This is a genomic window from Flavobacterium calami (genome assembly GCF_038290035.1).
Classification (GTDB): domain Bacteria; phylum Bacteroidota; class Bacteroidia; order Flavobacteriales; family Flavobacteriaceae; genus Flavobacterium; species Flavobacterium calami.
Genome location: NZ_JBBYHS010000007.1, coordinates 1 through 22790, shown reverse-complemented (window position 1 = coordinate 22790; position 22790 = coordinate 1). Strand labels below are relative to the sequence as shown.

Annotated in this window: 20 protein-coding genes; 15 read left to right on the top strand and 5 right to left on the bottom strand. The window is 36.8% G+C overall.

Annotated features, from left to right (window positions below; all coding sequences use genetic code 11):
* The first annotated feature begins 593 nt into the window (after positions 1-593).
* From AAEO57_RS07465 to AAEO57_RS07455, 3 genes are read left to right on the top strand one after another with little or no spacing between them, the layout of a single operon-like run.
* Entirely contained in the window at positions 594-1226 is a 633-nt protein-coding gene (locus AAEO57_RS07465; protein ID WP_341691157.1) for a nitroreductase family protein, read from the top strand.
* 25 nt (positions 1227-1251) lie between these two features.
* Entirely contained in the window at positions 1252-1686 is a 435-nt protein-coding gene (locus AAEO57_RS07460) for a MarR family winged helix-turn-helix transcriptional regulator (protein WP_341691155.1), read from the top strand.
* A gap of 1 nt (position 1687) precedes the next feature.
* Positions 1688-2110, top strand: coding sequence for an organic hydroperoxide resistance protein (locus AAEO57_RS07455; RefSeq protein ID WP_341691153.1), 423 nt, complete (start codon positions 1688-1690; stop codon positions 2108-2110).
* Positions 2111-2353: 243 nt separating this feature from the next.
* On the opposite strand, the gene AAEO57_RS07450 is transcribed toward AAEO57_RS07455, so the two are convergent.
* The 4 genes from AAEO57_RS07450 to AAEO57_RS07435 all read right to left on the bottom strand — a co-directional run bounded on the left by AAEO57_RS07450 (position 2354) and on the right by AAEO57_RS07435 (position 5533).
* Positions 2354-2701 carry a hypothetical protein gene (locus AAEO57_RS07450; protein WP_341691151.1) on the bottom strand — a complete coding sequence of 116 codons (348 nt, stop codon included), beginning with the start codon at positions 2699-2701 and terminating at the stop codon, positions 2354-2356.
* Positions 2702-2825: 124 nt separating this feature from the next.
* Positions 2826-3491, bottom strand: a complete 666-nt coding sequence (locus AAEO57_RS07445; RefSeq protein ID WP_341691149.1) for a 3-keto-alpha-glucoside-1,2-lyase-like domain-containing protein — start codon at positions 3489-3491, stop codon at positions 2826-2828.
* 75 nt (positions 3492-3566) lie between these two features.
* On the bottom strand, positions 3567-4445 hold the full coding sequence (locus AAEO57_RS07440) for a helix-turn-helix domain-containing protein (RefSeq protein WP_341691147.1): 879 nt from the start codon (positions 4443-4445) through the stop codon (positions 3567-3569).
* A gap of 725 nt (positions 4446-5170) precedes the next feature.
* Entirely contained in the window at positions 5171-5533 is a 363-nt protein-coding gene (locus AAEO57_RS07435; protein ID WP_341691145.1) for a winged helix-turn-helix transcriptional regulator, read from the bottom strand.
* Positions 5534-5632: 99 nt separating this feature from the next.
* Here AAEO57_RS07435 and AAEO57_RS07430 point away from each other — a divergent pair, with 99 nt between their 5' ends.
* The 8 genes from AAEO57_RS07430 (at position 5633) to AAEO57_RS07395 (ending at position 12837) form a co-directional block, all read left to right on the top strand.
* Complete coding sequence (locus AAEO57_RS07430) at positions 5633-6961, top strand: NtaA/DmoA family FMN-dependent monooxygenase (protein ID WP_341691143.1); 1329 nt, start codon at positions 5633-5635, stop codon at positions 6959-6961.
* 112 nt (positions 6962-7073) lie between these two features.
* Positions 7074-7817, top strand: a complete 744-nt coding sequence (locus AAEO57_RS07425; protein ID WP_341691141.1) for a glucose 1-dehydrogenase — start codon at positions 7074-7076, stop codon at positions 7815-7817.
* A gap of 18 nt (positions 7818-7835) precedes the next feature.
* The gene (locus AAEO57_RS07420; protein ID WP_341691139.1) at positions 7836-8633 is read left to right on the top strand and encodes an NADPH-dependent F420 reductase; all 798 of its coding nucleotides are present in this window, start codon (positions 7836-7838) and stop codon (positions 8631-8633) included.
* Between the two features lie 27 nt (positions 8634-8660).
* Positions 8661-9416 carry an NADPH-dependent F420 reductase gene (locus AAEO57_RS07415; protein WP_341691137.1) on the top strand — a complete coding sequence of 252 codons (756 nt, stop codon included), beginning with the start codon at positions 8661-8663 and terminating at the stop codon, positions 9414-9416.
* Positions 9417-9611: 195 nt separating this feature from the next.
* Entirely contained in the window at positions 9612-10430 is an 819-nt protein-coding gene (locus tag AAEO57_RS07410) for an SDR family NAD(P)-dependent oxidoreductase (protein WP_341691135.1), read from the top strand.
* 59 nt (positions 10431-10489) lie between these two features.
* Positions 10490-11386, top strand: coding sequence for a helix-turn-helix domain-containing protein (locus AAEO57_RS07405; RefSeq protein WP_341691133.1), 897 nt, complete (start codon positions 10490-10492; stop codon positions 11384-11386).
* Between the two features lie 113 nt (positions 11387-11499).
* A complete protein-coding gene (locus tag AAEO57_RS07400; RefSeq protein ID WP_341691131.1) occupies positions 11500-11916 on the top strand; it encodes an OsmC family peroxiredoxin in 417 nt (138 codons plus the stop codon).
* Between the two features lie 153 nt (positions 11917-12069).
* Positions 12070-12837, top strand: a complete 768-nt coding sequence (locus tag AAEO57_RS07395) for an SDR family NAD(P)-dependent oxidoreductase (protein ID WP_341691128.1) — start codon at positions 12070-12072, stop codon at positions 12835-12837.
* A gap of 425 nt (positions 12838-13262) precedes the next feature.
* Here the strand turns inward: AAEO57_RS07395 and AAEO57_RS07390 are convergent, their stop codons facing one another.
* Positions 13263-13514, bottom strand: a complete 252-nt coding sequence (locus AAEO57_RS07390) for a DNA-binding protein (protein WP_341691126.1) — start codon at positions 13512-13514, stop codon at positions 13263-13265.
* Positions 13515-14060: 546 nt separating this feature from the next.
* Between AAEO57_RS07390 and AAEO57_RS07385 the strand changes: the two genes are divergently transcribed.
* The 4 genes from AAEO57_RS07385 to AAEO57_RS07370 all read left to right on the top strand — a co-directional run bounded on the left by AAEO57_RS07385 (position 14061) and on the right by AAEO57_RS07370 (position 22683).
* Entirely contained in the window at positions 14061-16772 is a 2712-nt protein-coding gene (locus AAEO57_RS07385) for a hybrid sensor histidine kinase/response regulator transcription factor (protein WP_341691124.1), read from the top strand.
* Positions 16773-16953: 181 nt separating this feature from the next.
* Positions 16954-19479 (top strand): GH32 C-terminal domain-containing protein, encoded by a 2526-nt coding sequence (locus tag AAEO57_RS07380; RefSeq protein WP_341691122.1) that lies wholly within the window; start codon positions 16954-16956, stop codon positions 19477-19479.
* Positions 19480-21027: a glycoside hydrolase family 32 protein gene (locus AAEO57_RS07375; RefSeq protein ID WP_341691120.1), complete on the top strand. Its 1548-nt coding sequence runs from the start codon at positions 19480-19482 to the stop codon at positions 21025-21027.
* Between the two features lie 306 nt (positions 21028-21333).
* Positions 21334-22683, top strand: coding sequence for a sugar porter family MFS transporter (locus AAEO57_RS07370; protein WP_341691118.1), 1350 nt, complete (start codon positions 21334-21336; stop codon positions 22681-22683).
* The last annotated feature ends 107 nt before the right edge of the window (positions 22684-22790 follow it).

Sequence of the window (22790 nt, the reverse complement as noted above, 5' to 3'; positions counted from 1 at the left end):
AAAATAATAAGAATTTCGCACTGTATGCTTTATATCTGTGAAATAACTGCTATACTCGATTGTTATAATTTGGAGTATGTTCGTTATTGCGATTTGCAAGATCAAAAGAGACAGCCGCACTGTATCCAATGAGAATAATTGCGGTTCTGCATCATAATTCTAAACAAATAGCTCAAATAAAGACCTCTTTTGCTGTTATGCAAAAGAGGCTGATATAAGCGGGAATTTGTCGTGTTTTTTAGAAGATCAAATATGAAAAAAAATGTTTCGCAAGAGAGAAGAAAAAAAATAGAAGAAATTTTGAATTAATAGAGCTGCTGCTTATAGTGGTCTTATAGATCGTGGTGGCGTTTAAGTATAGGGGCGCTGAAATGATCATTTTAGAAAGTTTAAAAAAAACATTATGAAATTTATGATTTTCTTGCTGCTGATGGTTTGCTTTCAAAGGAGTTCCAAGTATAAGCTGGGCTTATATTCTGGAGAAATACAATTTTTTATTTAAAAAATTTCGCATAATTAAATTGTACACAATTTAAATATACGTATATTTGCATTGTCAAAAAATAGAATTAGAATTTATAAAACAATAAACAATGTCATTAATAGAAGATTTAAATTGGAGACATGCCGTAAAAGCGTATGATTCAACAAAAAAAGTATCTGAAGAAGATTTAGATAAAATTTTAGAAGCTGCAAGATTAGCTCCGACTTCATCTGGTTTACAGCCTTTTCGTGTAATTGTTATAGAAAATCAGGAATTGAAAGAGAAGATGGTGAAAGGTGCCTTAAATCCGGAAGTTATGAGGGATTGTTCTCATGTCTTGGTTTTTGCAGCATGGGACAGCTATTCTAATGAGAAAATTGATAAAGTTTACGATCACCACACTGATGTAAGAGAATTGCCAAGAGGCCGTTTCAGCAGTTATACGGATCAGATTAAGCAAATCTACGGAGCACAAACTCCTGAGCAGCATTTTGCCCACACTGCAAGACAATCCTATATTGCATTGGCTCTTGCAATGGCTCAGGCAGCTGAACTCAAGATTGATTCTACTCCAGCTGAAGGTTTCAGCAATGAAGTAGTAGATGAGATTTTGGATCTAAAGGAATTAGGTTTGAAAAGTGTTACGCTTTTATATCTTGGTTATAGAGACATCGAAAAGGACTGGCTCTCTCAGATGAAGAAAGTAAGAATTCCTATGGAGGAATTTATCATCAGAAAATAGTTGTTTACTTTTTTGTCAATAGATTATGGAAAATCACCACCCGCTCCAATTGGGAAACCAGCTTTGTTTTCCGATTTACGTTATTGCAAAGGAAATTATCGCTTTGTACAGACCATTTCTCGATGAGATTGATATTACCTACTCGCAGTATCTTGTAATGATGGTGCTTTGGGAGAAGGATGGATTGACAGTAAATCAGATTGGCGAAAAACTGTATCTGGATAGTGGAACCTTAACTCCGCTTCTTAAAAGACTTGAAGTTAAGGAGATTATTATCAGAAAAAGAAAAAAAGAAGATGAAAGGGTAGTTGAAGTTTTTTTAGCTGATAAGGGAAGAAATCTGCAGCAGAAAGCGTGTGAAATTCCGGCAAAAATGCAGGAAAAACTAAATTTAACAACAGAAGATTTATTGGAGCTAAAAGAAACGGCTCAGAAAATTTTAAATAAAATTCAAAAATAAAATGAAAACATTATATACAACAAACGTTACTGCAAAAGGCGGAAGAAACGGACAGGTAAAAAGCGAAAACGGAGTTTTGAATCTCGAGGTAAGAATGCCGAAAGCTTTAGGAGGAACCAATGATGATTTTCCCAATCCTGAAATGCTTTTCGCAGCAGGATATGCGGCTTGTTTTGACAGTGCACTGAATTTGATTATCAGTAAATCTAAAATTGAAACAGGTGAAACATCTGTAACTGCACAAGTGAGCATCGGGCAGAATGAAGACGGCGGTTTTGGTCTTGCAGCAGAGCTCGATGTGAATATTCCGGGAGTTACTATTGAACAGGCTCAGGAATTGACACAGAAAGCGCATCAGATCTGTCCTTATTCCAATGCGACAAGATCCAATATGGAAGTAAAGCTTTTGGTGACCAATAATTAAGGTTTTTTTTAAAAATATATATAAAATCTGCTTCTTTTGATGCAGATTTTTTTATTTAACCATGATCTTGATTTAGTATTTTTATAAGTAGCTGATATCAGTTATAATTTGATTCGTAATGGTTTTTTGCTTTTCTTGAGTTGAAATACATTTCCTTCGGGGTTGCGACTTTTCTGGATCGGTTTAAAAAATGTTTTTTGTTTCTGAGAAGAATATATCAGATAGTTTCGCCTTCATTAATTTTTACCAGGTATTTTGTAAAACGATTTCTCCCGCAGATTCGTTTTTACCTGCCACTGTTTTTATGATGCTGTACCGGGTATAATTTTCAACTGTAATTTCAATAAGATAAGTCTTTGCGTTAAGGTTTTTTATTAAAAATTCCCCATTATTATTGCGGACTTTAAAATCCTGGATTTTTTTTCTCTGATCTGTAAAAGCATTCAACTCGAAAACCTTAATGCAAAATGATTCAATAGGACTGAATCCATTATCTACAATCCTTCCCCAGATGCTGAAGCTTTCCTTCTGTGATTGTGCGGCGAAAGAGGAAATAGAAAGAAGGATAATTAAAAGTGTTCTTTTGATCATGATATTTAATTGGTGTGTTATCAGTTCGTTTTTGACTGGTCTTCCTTGACATAAGGTGCCGGGCAGTTAATAAATGAACTTTATCATAAAGGAAAGTTCTGCCGGCATCGAGCCGGGAGTGTTTTTAATTTTTATAATTGATTCTGATATTTTTAAAGTCTCCTCCGCTGCTGTCTGCTGTAAAGAGTCCTATTTTTCCCGGTGATGGATTGCTGAGTTTTTTTACTATAAGCGAAGGACAGGCTACATTGTTTATAAAGGCTTTCACAGTTGTCCCCTCAATTACTAATTTCATTAAAAACCAGCTGCCGGGGTCTGGAGGATTAATGATTTCTTTCTCGAAAACCGCATTGCTTTCCTTTCTTAATCTATCCCAGGTAAAATAGGGATGGGAAATATACTGCACAGCATGAATTCTTCGTATGGAATCTTTAGCAGAGAAATTAAAAGGCCGGCAGTAGACAGCATCATAAGTGCTGTCATCGGTACCGTGAAACGCAATACCTATAAAACTCCGCTGAAAAACGTCTTTTCCGCGCATTTGGATTTCAATTGTGCCGTTTTTAAAATCTTTAAAAGGCAGCCATACAATACCTTCGTTTTTGCCTTGGGCTATTTTTAGATAAGTCCCGCCGTCACTTGAAACAATTTTGATCTCTCTGTTTACCGGTTTTAGCTTTCCTTTTTTGTACAGAGTAGCAAGATCGCTCTCTTGCCGCCGCTGCCCCGATAGCAGGTATGGCAGCAATACAAAAGTAAACATTAAGGTAAGTCTGGTGCTCTTTTTCATGATAGGCTGTTTTTTTTATTTTAAAAAAAAATCATTTCCAAAAATACAATACAGCCCAACGGGAATAATTACCCGTTAGATAACAGAACTACCATTTTGATAAGCATTCCTGAATTCTTTTGGGGAAGTCCCGGTCTGCGTTTTAAAGAAACGCGTCAGATGATTGGCCTGAGAGAATTGCAGCTGATATGAAATTTCATTTACATTAAGGCTGGTATAACACAGTAGGGACTTTATTTCAAAGAGTATAAATTCATTTACCATTTCAGAAACAGTAACCCCGAACTGCTTTTTGATGCATTTATTGAGTGTAACTCTACTGATGCCCAGCTGTCGGGCATAATGGTCGATGTTTCTTGTCCTGCAGACTTGATTCTGCAGGATCTTCTTGAACATAAATGAAATGCTGTTGTTTTCTGTTTCGCAGGAGAGAAGGTAATGCGCTGCATAGGCCCGGTTGAGTTTAATTAAGGTAAAGTACAATAATGCTCTTATAATATGTTCGCTGTCTGACCGGAATGTTTTTATCTCGACGAGCAGTTCGCGGATTACATTGGAGAGCTGAGAAAAGAAGTCCTCATTAACCTTTATACAGAGCGGTTTGGTTTTGTTGTAGAAATACTGCAGCCTGAAAGTGAAGAGCTTGTCAGAAAAGAAACTGGAGAGGAAGCTGTCCTGGAAAAACAGGAAAGAACATTCAATTTTAGTCTTGTCCAAAAACCATTTTCGTTTCTGAAAAGGAGAAATAAAAATCACGGTGTGGTCTGAAATTTCAATTCGCTGCTGGTCAAGTTCTAAAACCCCGTTTCCTTTAGAGAAAAAAATAATTTCGTAGAAATCGGTATCGTGGAGCTCACTCTCAAAAAAATAGTAAGGAATGTCTCTATAAGTGCCTGTATCGATAAGCAGCTCAGCTTTATATTTGTTTTTTAAGAATTTAAATCTCTTCATCATTAGTCTGTTTTCCGCATGATTATGTAATACGTAGCAGGGCAGTAAAAATAGTTATTTAAACTCGGATTATATCCACAGGCATTTCAGAGAGAGAATTAATGATGTGGACTCCGACGTGCTAGAGCAGCTCGAAGGTTTTGGGTCTCGCCATTGGAATTTTCTAATCGAGAGCGGATTTTAAAAGAACTGATCTATGATCACTTTTTGTGCAGTTTTATAAAATATCAAAAGTGTATTAAAACAAAAAACCTGCAAATCGTTGAATTTGCAGGTCTTCAGACATTTTTTATGGCTTTTTGAAAAGATTGAAAACTTTATGTTTTCCGGCTTTTCGGCCTTTCCGTGGGGAGAGCAGGATTCGAACTATTAGTTTTGAACTCCCGTCTTTACTACGTTTTTATAAATGTCTTGAACCTAAATGCACCGATTCTGCACCAAATTCAAATTATTACTATTTCAATATTAAGTCATGCACAAAATTTTAATACTAACGAATTAACAGACAGCAGTATTATTCTTTTTTTGTATCACAAATATATTAAAAAAACAGAATATTTCGCAATATGAAATTAAAGCTCTGTGACAGTCGCAAAAAAAGTAGCAACTCCAGTAATAGACTTGATATTTCGATTTAAGAATTTAAAGCTTTGATTATAGTCGAAGAAAAGGTATCAACTCTATAGATAGAGTTAGCTTTTTTGTGGAACAGAGTAGGGCCTAAGTAATTAAATTTCTGAAGGATTTTCTTGAAAGATTTTCTTCTTATGGTTTAATCCCCAATCTTTCATAGCATAAATAATAGGGGTCAGGGTATCTGCATACGGTTCTAAGCAATACGATATTTTGACAGGATAATCGTTCGTTATAATCCGTTTGATCAGCTGATGCTGCTCAAGTTCCTTAAGTTCTTTTGAAAGAACTTTGGGAGTTAGACCGGGAATGCTCTCTTGAATTTCAGTAAATCGGCTGTTTCCTACACCTACAGAAATAATGATGGATAATTTCCATTTTCCATTAATTACTTCAAGTGTGTCCCGCACTGGCTTAACGGTATTTAGGCACTCGCAATAAGGTTTCTTTTTCGACATGATAAATTATTTATTTCACTTTCCTTTGGGAAATAGCTATACAAAGGAAAGTAATTTTGTTTAATTTTGCAATATAATTAATCAAAAAATATTCAATTTATGAATGCTGCAGGAAAAATGCTTATCGGACTTCATCTTGGTAATGGATACGGATCTCAATCGGGAGCCTGGCGTATGCCGGGTGTTGATTCCGAAAGCTACACGAGTTTTGACATCCGTGTAAAGCAGGCTCAGGCTGCAGAGCGTGGAAAATTTCAATTTATATTTTTGCCGGACGGTCCCGGTGCAATTATGACAGATATAGAAACCGAATCCCCCGTTTTCAATCTTGATGTGATGATGACCCTGGCCGCAGTTGCCAGAGAAACTCAATATATTGGATTGGTAGCTACCGGGTCAACCACTTTTAATGAACCCTTTAATCTAGCCAGACAATTTAAGGCCTTGGACATTATGAGCCATGGCAGGGCAGGATGGAATGCAATTACATCAAGCGGGGAAGATGTTGCGGCCAATTACGGAAAAAGAATTCCGTCGAGCCAAGATCGTTATGGACGTGCTCATGAGGCTGTACAACTCATTCAATCACTTTGGGGTAGTTGGGGAAAAGATGCTTGGATACACGACCAAAAGAGTGGTCAGTTCGCAAAGAAAGATCAGATTCTTCCAATCAACTTACAGGGTAAATACGTGGGTTCAAGAGGACCTTTATACATTCCGCCGTCAGAGCAGGGACAGCCAATCATCTTTCACGCAGGCGGCAGTCCCAACGCACATCAATTGGCAGGGCGCTTTGCTAATGTGGTAATAGGTGCAGCATTTACAATTGAAGATGCAAGAGCGCAGCGTAATGCATTTAGAGCGGCAGCAAAAAGTTACGGTCGTGATCCGGATGAAATCAAATATATTGCCGGACTGATGACCACTATTGCCAAAGACAGACGCACAGCGCTCGATCGCCGAATACAGTTAGGAGGCAGTTCACTTATGCAAAAATTTGACTACCTGCAAAAAATGCTGGGTATTTCACTAGATCCTTCCTTAATAAATGAACCGCTATCGGAAGTGCAGTTGGAAACTGCTCGTCTATCTCGTTATGATCCTCGTTCTTCTAATGCATTGAAAATTGCTAGGCAAGGCTGGTCCGTTCTTGATATTCTTGCTCACGGTGTAATAGATTATCATCCTGTAGTTGCAGGCCCGGGCGTAGAAGCGGCAGATCATATGCAGGCTTGGTATGAAGCAGGTGCTGCAGATGGATTTTGGATTTCACCTGATGTTAATTCGGATGGAATTGATGCCTTTGTGGATCAGGTTGTTCCGCTGTTGCAGGAGCGCGGGCTTTTCCACAAAGAGTATGAAAGCAAAACTTTACGCGGACACCTTGGAGTTCCGGATCAGTATGGAATTGATCACCGTGTTGTTTGATAGGAATCATAACCTATTAAGGATATATCTTAAATGACCATTTAAGCTTCCATATTGAAATGGAATGGATGATTAAAATTTAAATTAAGTAAAAATATAAAATAAAAGAAACATGAAAAGATTAGAAGGCAAAGTTGCGATCATTACAGGTGGCGCACGAGGAATGGGCGAGGCTCACGCAAGATTATTTGTTGAGCACGGAGCAAAAGTTTTAATCACAGATGTGCTTGAAAAAGAGGGTGCTGATTTGGCAGACTCACTAGGTGATGATGCCATATTTATAAAGCATGATGTAACAAGTGAAGAGGGATGGATGAGTGTATTGGAAAGTGCTGAAAAGTATTTTGGACACGTAACTATTTTGGTTAACAATGCTGGTATTGCAGGTGCATTTGCAAACGCTGCCAATCTGGAATATAATGAATTTAAGAAAGTAATGGCTATTAATGTGGATGGTACTTTCTTAGGAATGAAAACTGTAATACCCTCAATGCTCAAAGCTGGAGTTGGTTCTATTGTAAATATTTCCTCTGTTTCCGGCCTGCAGGTTGCACCCGGTTCGCCCAATGCAGCCTATGTTGGAAGCAAATTCGCAGTTACAGGGCTAACAAAAATGGTGGCTCTAGAGTATGCTACCCGAGGAATCAGAGTTAATTCAGTTCATCCTGGAGGCGTTATAACAGGCATTGCGCCAGCTGCTGCGTTTGATAATCCAAAAGCATTAGAACCTATTCCGATGATGCGTTTTGGAGAACCTAAGGAAGTTTCCAATCTAGTGCTTTTTTTAGCTTCTGATGAGGCTTCATACATTACAGCCTCAGAATATAAAGTAGATGGAGGTATGACAGCCAAGTAAAATCTTTAATGTTAGAAAATGAAAATAGGAATAATAGGTGCCGGTCTGATCGGCAGAATACTTGCAAGAAAATTCACTGAATCCATGCATACAGTATTTTTAGCTGATGCAAAAGGGATATCAGAAATACAGGAGACAGCAGACGATATTGGTGCGAAAGCAGTTGATTTGGATGAGGTTGTAATGGGTATTGATGTTTTGATTTTATCAATTCCACTGCTGAGAATTCCAGAATTAGCAAAAAGCTTGAAAGGTAAGCTTGAAGAACGTGTTGTCGTTGTAGAAACAACAAATTATTGGCCGCATCGAGATGGTCTGATAGAAGAAATTGAAAATGGAATGGTTAACAGTGTTTGGGTACAGCAGCAGTTAGGCAGAACAGTGGTGAAAGCTTTCAGCAATATTGGAGCTTACAGCCTTTTAGCTGAAGGAAAACCAAAAAACAGTGACGGTCGAATTGCGATCGCAGTTTCGGGAGATATTCAAAAAGAGATAGATGTAGTTATGGGCTTGGTTGATGATGCAGGATTTGATCCGCTGGATGCTGGCCCCTTGGAGGAGTCCTGGAGACAGCAGGCCTGCGGTCCGGCATATTGTACCGACCTGCAATTTGGCGACCTGAAGAAAGCAAGGGAGTCTGCGGTGAGGGAAACCTTAACAGATAAGCAGAAACTGTCATTTAGCAAGATGAAAAATTTGGGACAGGAATTTTTTGACACCTTGGTTTCCGGAAACTATCCGGATGACTTTGTTGATCATGCAGTAGATATAAACCGTTCAATAAACGGCTTACCGTCAAGAAATTGTAAACAATAATAATTTTAATAAAATAAAAAAAAGAATATGAAAATAGGAATAATTGGTACCGGTGCAATAGGCGGTACGATCGCAAAAAAAATGGCAGAAGCCGGTCATGAAGTGAAAGTGAATAATACAGATCAGGCTGATAAATTAGAGGCCCGTGCTGAGGAGTTGGGTGTTAAAGCTGCAACACTAGAGAATGTTGTAAAAGATGTAGATGTCATTATTTTATCATTGCCTACCATAGCAATACCAACTTTGCCTAAAGATTTGCTGGCAGGCGTTCCGGAAAATGTAATTGTGGTAGACACATCAAATTATTATCCATTCCGTGATGCCGATATTGAAGAGATCAAAAAAGGAAAAGTAGAAAGTATCTGGGTATCCGAGCAATTGGGAAGGCCTGTTGTAAAAGCTTTCAATAATTTGTTGGCAGAGACGCTGGCAAACGGCGGAAAAAACAGCGGTGCTGAAGACAGAATAGCAATGGCTGTAGCGGGTGATGATCCACAGGCTAAAAAAGTAATTGCCTCATTAGTTAATGATGCCGGTTACGATGCAGTTGACTCGGGCAGACTTTCTGAATCTTGGAGACATCAGCCTGGAACTCCTGCTTACTGTACGGAACTTAATGAAGAAGAATTAAAACAGGCACTATCTGATGGTGTAAAAGAAGCAGCGCCGTCATTAAGAGATAAGGCCATAGCTGATCTTTCTGCCCTGCCTTCATATCCATCACATCCGGAGGTAGTAGAATACAATAGAGGATTGTTTCAAAAAAATCCTAAGTCAAGATAATTTATAATGACTGCACTGCAAAATCCCTCTCAATATATGAGATGGGATTTTGTTTTTTTATATTCCCTCTTTGAAACAGTAAACCGGAGCTGCAGCAATTTCGTTAAAATGTTTCATTATTGCCTACTTTTGTATCATAACCGTCTGTACTATCTGTGCGAACTTTGTCCATATCAAAATATTAAAATTAATATCATGGCAAAAACAATTTTTATAACAGGTGCATCGCGTGGATTCGGAAGAATTTGGGCAGAGGCATTTTTAAAACGCGGCGATAATGTGGTTGCGGCTGTTCGCAATCCTGAAACACTAACCAAGCTTAACAAAGAATTTTCATCATCTCTTTTGGTGCTAAAACTTGATGTTACTGATCGAAACGAAAGTTTTGAGGCAATAGAAACTGCAAAAAAGCACTTTGGCAGCATCGACGTATTAATAAACAATGCCGGTTTTGGACACATAGGGGCGGTAGAGGAATTAAAGGAGCAGGATGTAAGGGCCCAGTTTGAAACCAATGTACTGGGATCATTATGGACTATTCAGGCAGTTCTGCCTATCATGCGCCAGCAAAAATCAGGACATATCATTCAGCTTTCAAGTGCGCTGGGTTTGAATACAGTATCACTAATGGGGCTGTATAGTGCAGCTAAATTCGCTGTTGAAGGCCTTACTGAAACACTCGCGGGTGAAGTAAGCGGATTTGGCATTAAAGTTACCATAGTAGAACCAAGCGGTTTTTCTACAGATTTCTTCGGGACCACTTCCCTTGCACTCAGCGAATCAATACCGGCTTACGACGGTGTACGGAAAGATTTTTATCAGCATGCCGGCGAGCAGGATTCAGGTAACCCTGCAGCCACTGCCAAAGCTATTGTCAAACTCGTTTATTCTGAAAATCCGCCACTCAGATTACTGTTGGGCAAAACTGCTTTTCCGTGGGTGCAGCACACTTACTCAGAAAGACTGAAAACATGGGAATCATGGCAGGATGTGTCGGTGGCAGCACATGGTTAATAGACGTTTGAATTAACAGAATCTAATTTTTTTTTGGTCTGTTTTTAAAATTAAGAAAAATGATACATTTCAAAAAAATCAGCGATCTGCATGAAGCGCTCGATATCAAACCTCCCCAGCACCCGCTCTTTAGTGCCGCATATGGTGAGCGGGACACCTGCAGCGGTAATACTATTCTGGAGTTTTCATCTGACTTTTATATTATAGGATTTAAAAAATTGAAATCTGGAAGCATGCAGTATGGTAAAACAAAATATGATCATGACCGCGGCTCCATGTCCTTTACAAAGCCCCAGCAGAAAGTAGTCTTTAAAAATGTGGAATTAGAGGAAAAGGGATTTCTAATTATGATTCATGAAGACTTTTTACCGGGAACAGTCCTTTACAACGAAATCAGGAAATACAGTTATTTTGATTATCAGGTTAATGAGGCTTTACATCTTTCACCTGCAGAGGAGGACATTATTTGGAATCTGTATTTCAATATTGAAAAAGAGTACAACAACAATACTGACGAACTCAGCAAAGCCATTATTGTAAGTCATCTGGATTCCATGCTTAAATATTCACAGCGCTTTTATAAAAGGCAGTTTATAAACCGTACAGAGCTTACTGGTTCTACAGTCACGAAGTTTAACGCTTTGCTTGCTGCTAATTTTGAAGAAAGAAAAACAAAAAATATTGGATTGCCAACGGTATCTCTCATGGCGGAAAAACTGAATATATCTTCCCGTTATCTAACAGATTTGCTCAAACAGGAAACAGGAAAGACGGCCCTGGAGCTTATTCATCTTTTTTTGATCGGCGAGGCAAAAAACTTACTGACCGAAGGTGAACTGAATATATCTGAAATTTCTCACCTGCTTGGTTTCGAAAACACGACTTATTTTTCACGTCTTTTTAAAAAAGAGGTAGGGAGCACGCCAAATGAATTCAGGGGAAACATCTTAAATTAAAAGCTGTAAACATCATAAAAAAAGTAAGTGATAGCCATTGTGTAGTTTTTATTAAACCAGAACGATACAATTAGAGAATTCTGATAATCAAATTTGAAAATAACATACAGCAAATGAAACGTACAGCAAGAGCATATTGGTCAGGAACCATAAATGAAGGCAGCGGTGAATTGACCACCCAGAGTGAAATCTTGAACCAAACGAAGTTCAGTTTTAAAACCCGTATTTCTGAAGACGAAAAAGGTACAAATCCAGAGGAACATCTGGTGGCTGCGCATTCAGCATGTTTTACTATGGCTGTCAGTTATGCATTAACACAAAAAGGACTCAATCCAACATCATTAAATACTGAAGCTGTTTTATCAATGGAGGGCTTTGAGATAACAAAAATACATCTTTCCATCACCGGTTCTGTCTCTGGAATTAGTGCCGATGAATTTGAGGCCATTTCAAAAGATGCGGAAAAGAATTGCTTAATTTCAAAAGTGTTGAATATCCCAATAAGTTCAGAAGCACATTTTATTTCTTGAGAATTAAGAATTTAAAAAAAAATCCTTGAGGCCTTCTAATATTTAAAGTATAAAGAAATTGGACCAGCATTGTAATAAAGTAAAAAAAGAAATTTGCGGCAGAGATCTGAACAAAGGATTAATTAAAAATACATAAATTAAAAACAATAAAAAATGTCAAAGAATCAAAATAAAATAGCATTAGTAACAGGCGCAAGCCGTGGACTTGGAAAAGATTCGGCTTTACAGCTGGCGAAAAAAGGATTTGATATCATCCTTACCTATCAGACCAAAAAAGAATTTGCGGACCAGGTGGTAAAAGAAATTGAAACTATTGGACAAAAAGCGTTTGCATTGTCTTTGGACATTACTGCAACTTCAGGTTTTGACCAATTTGTGACTGAAGTAAAAGATGTTTTAAATGCTCAATTTTCTTCTGCAAAATTAGATGCGCTGGTAAACAATGCAGGTATCGGAATTAACCAAAGTTTTGAAACAACAACAGAAGAAATTTTGGATACAATGACAAATATCCATTTCAAAGGGCCTTACTTTTTAACACAAAAATTATTGCCATTACTCAAAGACGGCAGCAGCATCGTTAACACGTCTTCTGGTTTGGCAAGGTTTTCATTTGCTGGATATTCCGTTTATGGCGCCATGAAAGCGGCAGTCGATTCATTATCAAGATATCAGGCTTTGGAATTGGGAAGCAGAAAAATAAGAGTCAATTCCGTTGCTCCTGGGGCTATAGAAACTGATTTTGGCGGCGGTGTTGTGCGGGATATTTCAGATTTGAATAAGCATCTGGCTTCTGAAACTGCTTTAGGAAGAGTCGGTTTGCCGGATGATATTGGAAGCGTGGTAGCATTTCTTTGTTCTGATGATTCCAAATGGATTAATGCGCAGCGAATAGAAGTTTCGGGCGGATATAGAATTTAATAGACTTTAAAAAAAAGAAAAACCCATTCGATTAAGTTTGAATGGGTTTTGTTATAATTAGATGAAATGAAAAGCGGCATTAATGCCAAATTCAGTAAATCACAATTAGAGGCATTCTAATTGTGATTTACTGTTTGTTTAAATAATAATTCAACTTCACTTTTATATCCAGGATCGTAAGATGGGGTATATTTTATATATCCCATTGCTTGTAGCTCTTTAAAATATTTATGATATGTAGGCAACGTTTTTATATGTGATAATGACATAATTCTGCTTCTGCTGACCCTTATGATTTTGGATTCGCCTTGCTTGAATCCTAAATATAAAATTGCATTAAGCAATGAAAAATGCCATACGTTTAACCTGATATCTTTCTCGCATATTTTCAAAAAGTTGAAAAGATTGAAAATTTCCATAACTAATTAATCTTTAAAAAGATTTGCCAGATCAGTTTTGCTGTAGTAATAAGAACCAAGTATTTTTCGGCATCTAACTTTACCGGTAACCCGCAGACTCTGCAAGGAGGCTGAAGAAATACTTAATGACTTTTTTACAATGCGACTTTTCAGCCACTCAGGGATAAATTCTTCTTCTTTTCTACGATCATTTCGAATTTCATTAATAATCATTTGGATAAATTGTCTTAAATCGTCTTTTGTTACTTGCTCGCTCATAATCCTTCTCATTTGTAATTTGACATCTTTTACTAGCTGTTGTTTTGATTTTATTCAAAGTGAAATCACTCAGCATTTTCAAACAATAAAGCTAACTACTTTAATTGATTTTTGCCTAATTGAAAAATGTTTGGGATGATTAAGAAACGGAAGAGAGTAGAGTTTAATGTTTCCTTTTTATTTAATATGGATATTAATTTAAAAATCTGATTAATTCGCTTTTTAATATTTTGTGGTCACTTTATTTTTGAAATCCGATATAATAATCTTACTAATTTGCTAAAGCTTTACTTTTATTGGTATCCTTGATTATTCAATGTAACTTAACCATACAGTATTGAATCAATTTTATATTTTTTTCTGGTTAAAAAAAACTAATTTCGAACCGTTAAACTATGAATAATGTAATTATTGAATGCTTTAAATTAATGATTACAAATTTTATAGTTATAATTTTTTGCATTATTTAAAATTACTGCTCTTTATGTTTATTTTTGTTACAAAACTTTTTTGTTGTCTAAAAAGACTCACATTATGCTGAATTTGATGAAAAATATTCTCGTTCTACTTTTATTTTTCGCTTGTTTATCTTGTCATAGAGATACTGCTCAAAATCATAGAAAAAAAATTGGTTTTTCACAATGCATAAGTGGAGATCAGTGGAGGGTCGCTATGGATTATTCTATGAAATTGGAAGCGTCACTTTACCCAGATGTAGACTTGACAATTTATAATGCAGAAAGGAATTCGGAAAAACAAATTCAGCAGATTCAAAAAATGATTGATGAGGGAATGGATGCCATCATCATTTCACCTTTGGAAAGCGATTCATTGACTCCAATTATTGAAAAGGCATATCAGAAAAATATTCCTGTAATTCTTGTGGATCGAAAAATCAATACAGATCAGTTTACTACTTATTTAGGAGCAGATAATTTGGAGGTGGGACGTTTGGCAGCCAAATATCTAATTTCAAATTCGAAGCGAAAAGCAAGAGTAATAGAAGTCTTTGCTGATTTGGATACTTCCCCGGGAAAAGAACGTACGCAAGGCTTTAATGAAGTGATAAAAAGATTTCCGGGAGTTTCGGTTGTAGGCCGTTTGGATGGAACCAAGAAAGGGCTGCCTGAAAAAGAGTTTGAAATGCTTCTGGAGAAGAACCCGGACATCAATTATGTATTTGCATTTAATGATGATATAGCCAACCAGGCATGGAAAGTAGCCCGCCGAAAAGGATTGGAGGAAAAAATAAAATTTATAGGGGTAGATGGCTTGAACGGGCCTAATGGAGGTATTCATTTGGTAAAAGACGGAGTTCTGGCGGCATCCATATTATATCCTACAGGCGGAAGTGAAGCGTTGAAAACAGCACTAGCGATTCTTAAAGGAGAAAAAGTGCCTAAATATAATAAATTGACAACCATTGTAATTGATTCGCTCAACGCTGATATTATGATCAATCAATTTGATAAAATTACCCAGCAGCAGACCGATATTGAATTACAGCAAAATACCATTAAAAAGCAGGAAATAGCTTTTACTACCCAATATAATCTGACAAGACTGCTGACTTTCTTTCTGCTTGTAATTTTAAGTCTGGCTATTTATAGTGTTTATTCAGCTGTTACTATTTTAAGGAAAAAGAAACTGCTGGAAGACACAAACGAAAAAATTCTAAGCCAAAGAAACGAAATCGAAAGATTTGCCAATGAGCTAAAAATCAGTAATGATGAAAAACTGAATTTTTTCACCGGGTTGTCGCATGAATTCAAAACTCCATTGACGCTTATCATGAACGCTATTGATTCGGTAACTTCTGACAAATCTATAATTGCGGAAACGAATAAGAAAGATTTCTATTTGATCCATAATAATTCAAGAAGACTCTTAAGGTTAATTAATCAGCTTCTGGATTATAGAAAAATTGAAGAGAAAAAATTCAATTTTAACCCAGCACTCACCAATGTGGTGAGCTTTTCAAAACAGATCTTCAAAGAATTTGCACGTGAAGCCACCAGAAGGAACATAAATTACACTTTTAAATCAAGTCATGAAGTAATTGAGGCTTTTATAGACAAAAACCTAATGGACAAGGTTTACTTTAATCTGCTTTCCAATGCATTTAAATTTACTCCTGATAATGGCAGCATTAATGTATCGATTTATAAAAGCTCTGAAGATGATTCTTTTAAAATAAGCATTAAGGATTCAGGAATGGGAATTCCTGATAATGAAATCAAGGAAGTATTCAGTACTTTTTATCAGGGATCAAATAATTATAAGAACAGTTCGGGTATTGGTCTGAGCCTTTCCAAAAATTTTATAGACCTTCACCATGGAAAAATTGAGGTTTCATCTAAAAACGGAACAGAGTTTATTATAACCCTCAAGCTGGGGAAAGACCATTTAATTCCAAATTCGATTGTAAATAATGAGTCCGCTTTTGTCACTGGCAATGATTATGAGTATTTGGATATTGATCTGCAAAGTAGTGAAGAACTAAAATCAGATGAAGAAAAATATACAATATTAATCATAGAGGATAATGTTGATCTGCTTGATTTTATAACTTTAAAACTTGAACCCAATTACAACGTAATAAAATGTAATGGAACTAAAGCTATTGAAACGGCTTTGGATCTTATACCCGATATCATTATCTGTGATTTAAATCTGCCTGAACTCAGCGGTTTTGAAATCTGCGAAATATTAAAAAAAGACACCCGTACATCTCATATTCCGACAATTATTCTTACTGCGCAGGATGATGACAACTCATTTGTGAAAGCACTTCAGGCCAATGCTGATTTGTTTTTGACCAAGCCTTTTAATTTAAAAGTTTTAAAAGAATCAATAAAAGGACTGCTTTTTAATCGCGAAAAGATCAGGTATTACTATACCAACAATCTCAATAAAGTTGAAGAGCTTGGATTTGGCGCGCAGGACAGGGATTTTATTAAAAAAATCAACGATCTAATCTCTAAAAATTTGGATAATTCATCATTTTCTGTAGAAGAATTAGCAGAACATTTAAATATTTCAAGAGTTCAGCTATATCGAAAAATGAAAGCACTGCTCAATATCAACATTAGCGATTATATCAACAATATTAGACTGGAAAAAGCTAAGGAATTGCTAAAAAATACTACATTAACTATTTCTGAAATTGCTTATTCCTGTGGTTTTTCGACGCCGAATTACTTCTCTACATCATTTAAAAATAAATATAATTTGTCTCCAAAGGAGTTTAGAACTTAATCGTTTTCTTTGAATGTATCATTTTTAAATATATTCATCTTTTTTAGAATAATCAATTGAAAAAACGTGTTTATTTAGTTGATTTTCAGTATTTTGTATTTTATTTATTTTTTATTCTTAAGGTAACATTTTGAGAAGTCTAAGTTGTTTTGCTTTTCTATTTTTATCAAAATTATAAGATATGAAAAAGAAATATTTACTAATTGGACTGCTGCTGATAGGCTGTAAATCCAAACAGGATCCTAAACCAGATCCAGGTCCCGACCCGGGATCAAATACTGCCTCGAAGATAATGGAATTTAACTTTAATGAAACTTCAGGACAGAGTACTACTGAAGCAAAATCAAACTCAAATTTTGTTATTGAAGGACCTGCAGATTCTGCTGAAAGAATTGCAGGACTAGAAGGAAACGCATTGCGAGTGAATGGATACTATGGATGGGCATATGGAAATGCTTCAGTTAGTTATCCGACCAAAAATATTTCTGTTTCAGGCTGGATCGCACCGGCAGTTTTTCCTGTACAGAGAAAAAATCAAGACCCCATAACCGAGCATACAGTTGCTGCTGTTTTTTCAAATTTAAATACTTCTAACAGTTCGGGAGTTTCTTTTGGAATCAATCAGCATGGAAGAGTAATTGCACAGTTTAAGATTGGAAATGATATTCGTCAGATTATATCCGATGAAGAAGTAAAGCTAAGGGAGTGGAGTTTTATTGTCGTAAATATCGATGCTGAAAAAGGATCGGCAAAATTGTATTTGAACGGGACAGAAATCGAGTCGTCGTCTTTTGCAGCCGGAGCGATTACCTGGGATAAAAGCGCTACAATTTTTATTGGAAAAGAATCAAAAGTAAAAACCCTTGCCGGATTTGACACCAATGCACTTACCGGTGCTGTTGATTTGGTTTCTGTATGGGACAAAATGCTTACTGCAGATGAAATCCAGCTCAATTATAAAAAGCAACAAATAAAGGTACCGGATTTACGTATTCCAACTGCGAGGTTTGCCGATGATACTAACAAACCGAAATATCATCTTATGCCCAGTGCAGCATGGACCAATGAGTCTCATGGAATGATTTATCTTGATGGGAAATACCATATATTCAGCCAGCGAAATATAAATGGTCCATATCTGGAGCATATTAATTGGGGGCATTATGTAAGTGAGGATCTGGTTAACTGGGAAGAATTAAAACAAGCCTTATGGCCGCAGCCTGGTTTTGATGAGGTTGGTATTTGGTCAGGTCATGCAGTAGTTTCTGGGGGAAAACCCTATTTGTTTTACACTGGAGTTGATAAAAACAAAGCTGGGATAGGACTGGCCACAGCCGTCTCTCCTTATATTGACTGGACTAAAAATGCATCGCCCATTATTACCAGTGCGCCTGCCGGAGTTTCACATGCTGATTTTCGCGATCCGTTTGTTTTCAATGAAAGTGGAAGCTGGTATATGATGATTGGAACAGGACTGCGTAGCGGTACGGCAAGGGGAGGGCTATTCTTGTATAAGGCCTTAAATGATGATTTCCAGCAATGGACCTACCAGGGAACTATGCTGGAAGGAAACCCTGCATCAGACGGAACTGGTGATTTTTGGGAAATGCCTGTTTACTATAATTTTGGCAGCAAGTCAATTTTACTGATAAATAAGCTGCCTAATGCAAATGCATTGTACTGGACTGGGAATTTCAGCAATGGCAAATTTGTAAAAGACAATGGAACTCCCGAGAGGCTGGATGTGATAAATCAGCTGCTTTCACCTACCATTCAGCAGGATAAGGATGGAAACCTGACTGCTATCGGAATCATTCCTGACGGTGTTACATCCGATAAGCACAAAGAGCAGGGATGGGCAAATATTTTCAGCCTTCCCCGTGTCTGGACGCTGGTAAATAATAAAATTTATCAAAAACCGCATCCGAATCTGACAGTGCTCAGAAAAGGATCACAAAAATTCACCAATGTTAGCTTCAGTACCGGTGTGAGTGATGTTTTAAATGGGGCAAAAGGAACCCAGTATGAAATTGAGGCAACCGTAAATCCGGGTGATGCCACCAAAGTTGGATTCATATTAAATAAAGGGGTTTCAAATGGAGAAGAAACCATAATTTACTATGATTACACTACACAGAATTTTGTGGTCAACAGAAGCAATTCTTCCAAACTTACAGGGGTTCCTTTAGGAAATCTGGCAACATCTTATATCATGCCTAAGCAGGATATTAAGTGGAGGATTTTCGTTGATGCTTCGGTAATTGAAGTTTTTATCGACGATCAATTGGCTTTTGCAACTAGGGTTTTTCCTTCGAAAGGTTCAGATGCAATTGAACTTTATGCGCAAGGCGGTACTGCCGTGGCTAAAGATTTGACCATATATAATATTGAAGGAGAAGGCACTGTTTCCACGCAAAAAATGGCAAAGGAGCATAAAGAGGCGAATTTTAGTGTATTTCCTAATCCTTCTGATTCTGTTTTTAATATTCAATTTCCAGACCTTATCCAGCAGACTGTCGTATATGCGGCCGTTGTTGATATAACAGGGGCTGTGGTTCGTATAATAGCTTCTAATACAGATGCCCATAATAATTCAGTGCAGTGGGATGGCTATTATGATAATGGACAAAAGGCGCCGCGTGGAGTTTACCTGATAAAAGGGATTATAAATAATGAAATTTTTCAAACCAAAGTAATTGTAAAATAGATGAAAAAGCATATTAGAATGTGGGCAGCAGCTATGCTGACTGTCCTGACAAGCTGCACCGCCCAGCAAAGCAGCAGTAAATTAATTTCAGAGATCAGTACTCCTGCAAGGCCTGTGCTGCATTTTACCCCTGAAAAAAACTGGATTAATGATCCGAATGGAATGTTCTTTTATCAAGGGGAGTATCATTTGTTCTACCAGTACAACCCTTATGGGGAAAAATGGGGGCACATGAGCTGGGGACATGCTGTAAGCAAGGATTTGATCTCTTGGGAGCATCTGCCTGTGGCGCTGGAGGAAGAAGATAAGGTAATGATTTTCTCTGGGTCTGCAGTGGTAGACTATCAAAACACCAGTGGTTTCGGGACCGGTAATGAGCCGCCTATAGTTGCCATTTATACCGCTTATGATGCAAAATCAGGATTTCAGAGCCAAAGCATAGCTTATAGTAATGATAAGGGAAGAACTTTTAAAAAGTATAACCAAAATCCAGTAATCGATTTAAAAAAAGCAGATTTTAGGGATCCAAAGGTTTTTTGGTACCAGGCGGATAAAAAATGGATAATGACAGTTTCATTATCACAGGAAAAAAAGGTCCAGTTTTACAGTTCCAAAGACCTGAAAAAATGGGACCTGATGAGTGAGTTTGGTCCCGCTGGAGTAACGGCTGGTATTTGGGAGTGCCCTGATCTGTTTCAATTAGACTATAATAATGAGTCTGTCTGGGTATTGGGTGTTAATTTAGGCACGCACAGCATAGCCGGAGGCTCGGGACTTCAATACTTTTTGGGTGATTTTGATGGAAAAGCGTTTAAAGTAAATCCTTCATTGACCAAAGAACCTTTAAATTTTATTGAATACGGAAAAGATTTTTATGCCGCGGTGGTATGGGAGGGAACTCCTGACCAGACAAAAGAAAGAAAATGGCTGGGCTGGATGAATAACTGGGAGTACGCAGATAAGGTGCCATATTATGGATGGCGAGGATCCATGTCTGTTCCACGAACTTTGAGGCTGCAAAAACAAGATGGCTATTTTTATTTAAAACAGGAGCCTGTTAAGGAAATTGACAATTATAAGAAAAAATCTGTTGAAAAAAACGCAATTGGAATTCAGGATGCAAATGCATTGTTTAGTGGCTTTATTAAGTCTGACAGCTTATCATTTTCAACTTCATTTGTTATCAGTCCATCGGAGATACATGATTTTTTAAAATTTAATATTAAAGGAAAGGGATCGTCTGTTATTAACTTCACGTATGATAAAGCGGCCAATGAGCTAGTTCTGGTGCGTGCAAAATCAAGTAAAAATGTAGACAGCAAGCAATACCCAACAATTCAGAGAGTAAAATTGGACAAATCTGATAGAGAATTTGAAGTTAGAATTATCGTAGACAAGTATTCAATGGAAGTTTTTACTCACGATGGGAAATATGTATTTACAAATCTGTTTTTTGCGCCTTCCAATGATATCAATGTTTCGTTTGAAGCCTCAAAAAAAGATCAAAAACTGGTATTTAAATCAATAGGTTTGTATACATATTTATAAATATTTGGCATAATAATTATTGATATTTAAATTAAAAGGATTAAAAAATTCACTATGTATTTTTTTTTAATCCTTTTTTTTAACTTTTAAAATATCAGGACTGAAAAAAAATGTAACACAGTCTTATTTACCTGCAACATTTTCCAATAAGCAAAATAAATTTAAATTAAAATAAATCTATAACAGTCACTTTTTCAGTGTTTTATGGTGGTTTATCAAAATTGAAACATTTTGTAACAATATCAATTATGTTTATTTAAAACAATATTTATGTTTGGCTAACAATTTATTAACACTAAACAAAAAATGAATAAAAAAATTATTTTATGGTCCGTGATAGCATCTTTAGCAGGATTCTTATTCGGCTTTGATACAGTAGTAATTTCAGGTGCAGATAAGACGCTTCAGGAGTTATGGAATTCAAGTGATTTTTTTCACGGTTCTGTAGTTATGGCTATGGCATTATGGGGTACCGTAATAGGTGCTATTTTTGGAGCCATCCCAACAAATAAACTAGGAAGAAAGAAAACATTGATGATAATAGGTATTCTATTTACCATTTCAGCACTAGGTTCGGCCTTGTCCAATGATCCGTGGACATTTGCTTTTTTTAGATTTATCGGCGGTCTTGGAATTGGCGCCTCGACAATAGCGGCTCCTTCCTATATTTCTGAAATTGCACCATCGAAAGAGAGGGGAAGACTGGTATCCCTTTATCAGTTTAATATTGTCTTTGGAATTTTGATTGCATTTCTTTCCAATTATGTGTTGAGTGATACAGGGGAGAATGCGTGGAGATGGATGCTGGGGATTCAGGTTGTTCCTGCACTAATATATACGTTACTCATTTTTTATATCCCGGAGAGTCCGAGATGGCTGCTCTCTAATAATAATCATGTGAAAGCTGCACAAATATTAAAACAAATTGAGCCTGATAGTGATGTTGAGAGGATAATTTCAGATATAAAAAATTCGAATAAAGATGTAAAAGTGACAGAGACTATTTTGTCGGACAAATACAGATTTCCTTTGATTTTAGCTTTTTTGATGGCAGCATTTAATCAGCTTTCCGGAATAAATGCATTTTTATACTATGCGCCGAGGATTTTCCAGGAAGCAGGTCTTGGACAGAGTACAGCTTTACTGAGTAGTATTGGTATTGGAATAATCAATCTGATATTTACCCTTATTGGTGTTTTTCTAATCGATAGGCTTGGACGCAAAAAATTAATGTTTATTGGATCAATTGGATATATAGCCTCCTTAGGATTAGTTTCTGCTGCCTTTTTTTACGGCTGGACAGGAATGCTGGTTCCGATTTTTCTCTTTTTGTTTATTGCATCTCATGCAATAGGCCAGGGTGCTGTGATCTGGGTTTTCATCTCTGAAATTTTTCCAAATCAGCTAAGGGCATCGGGACAGGCATTTGGAAGTTCGGTACACTGGGTGCTGGCGGCCATTATTCCCTCTTTGGTTCCGATTTTTTTCTCTGAATTTGGAGCCGGATATATGTTTGCATTCTTTGCAGTAATGATGGTTTTCCAATTGCTCTTTGTTTTGTTTTTAATGCCCGAGACAAAAGGCGTGGCACTGGAGGATATGGAACTAAGTCTAAAATTCAAAAAAATAAATTACTTAACTAATTCAAGTTGCTAGTTTGCAAAGCATAAAAAACACAAAGCAGAGGTTAAGTAAATTTGTTTTGCGAACCAATAAACAGAACCAATGCTTTGTAAAGACAAAATTATATCAATTTTTTGTTT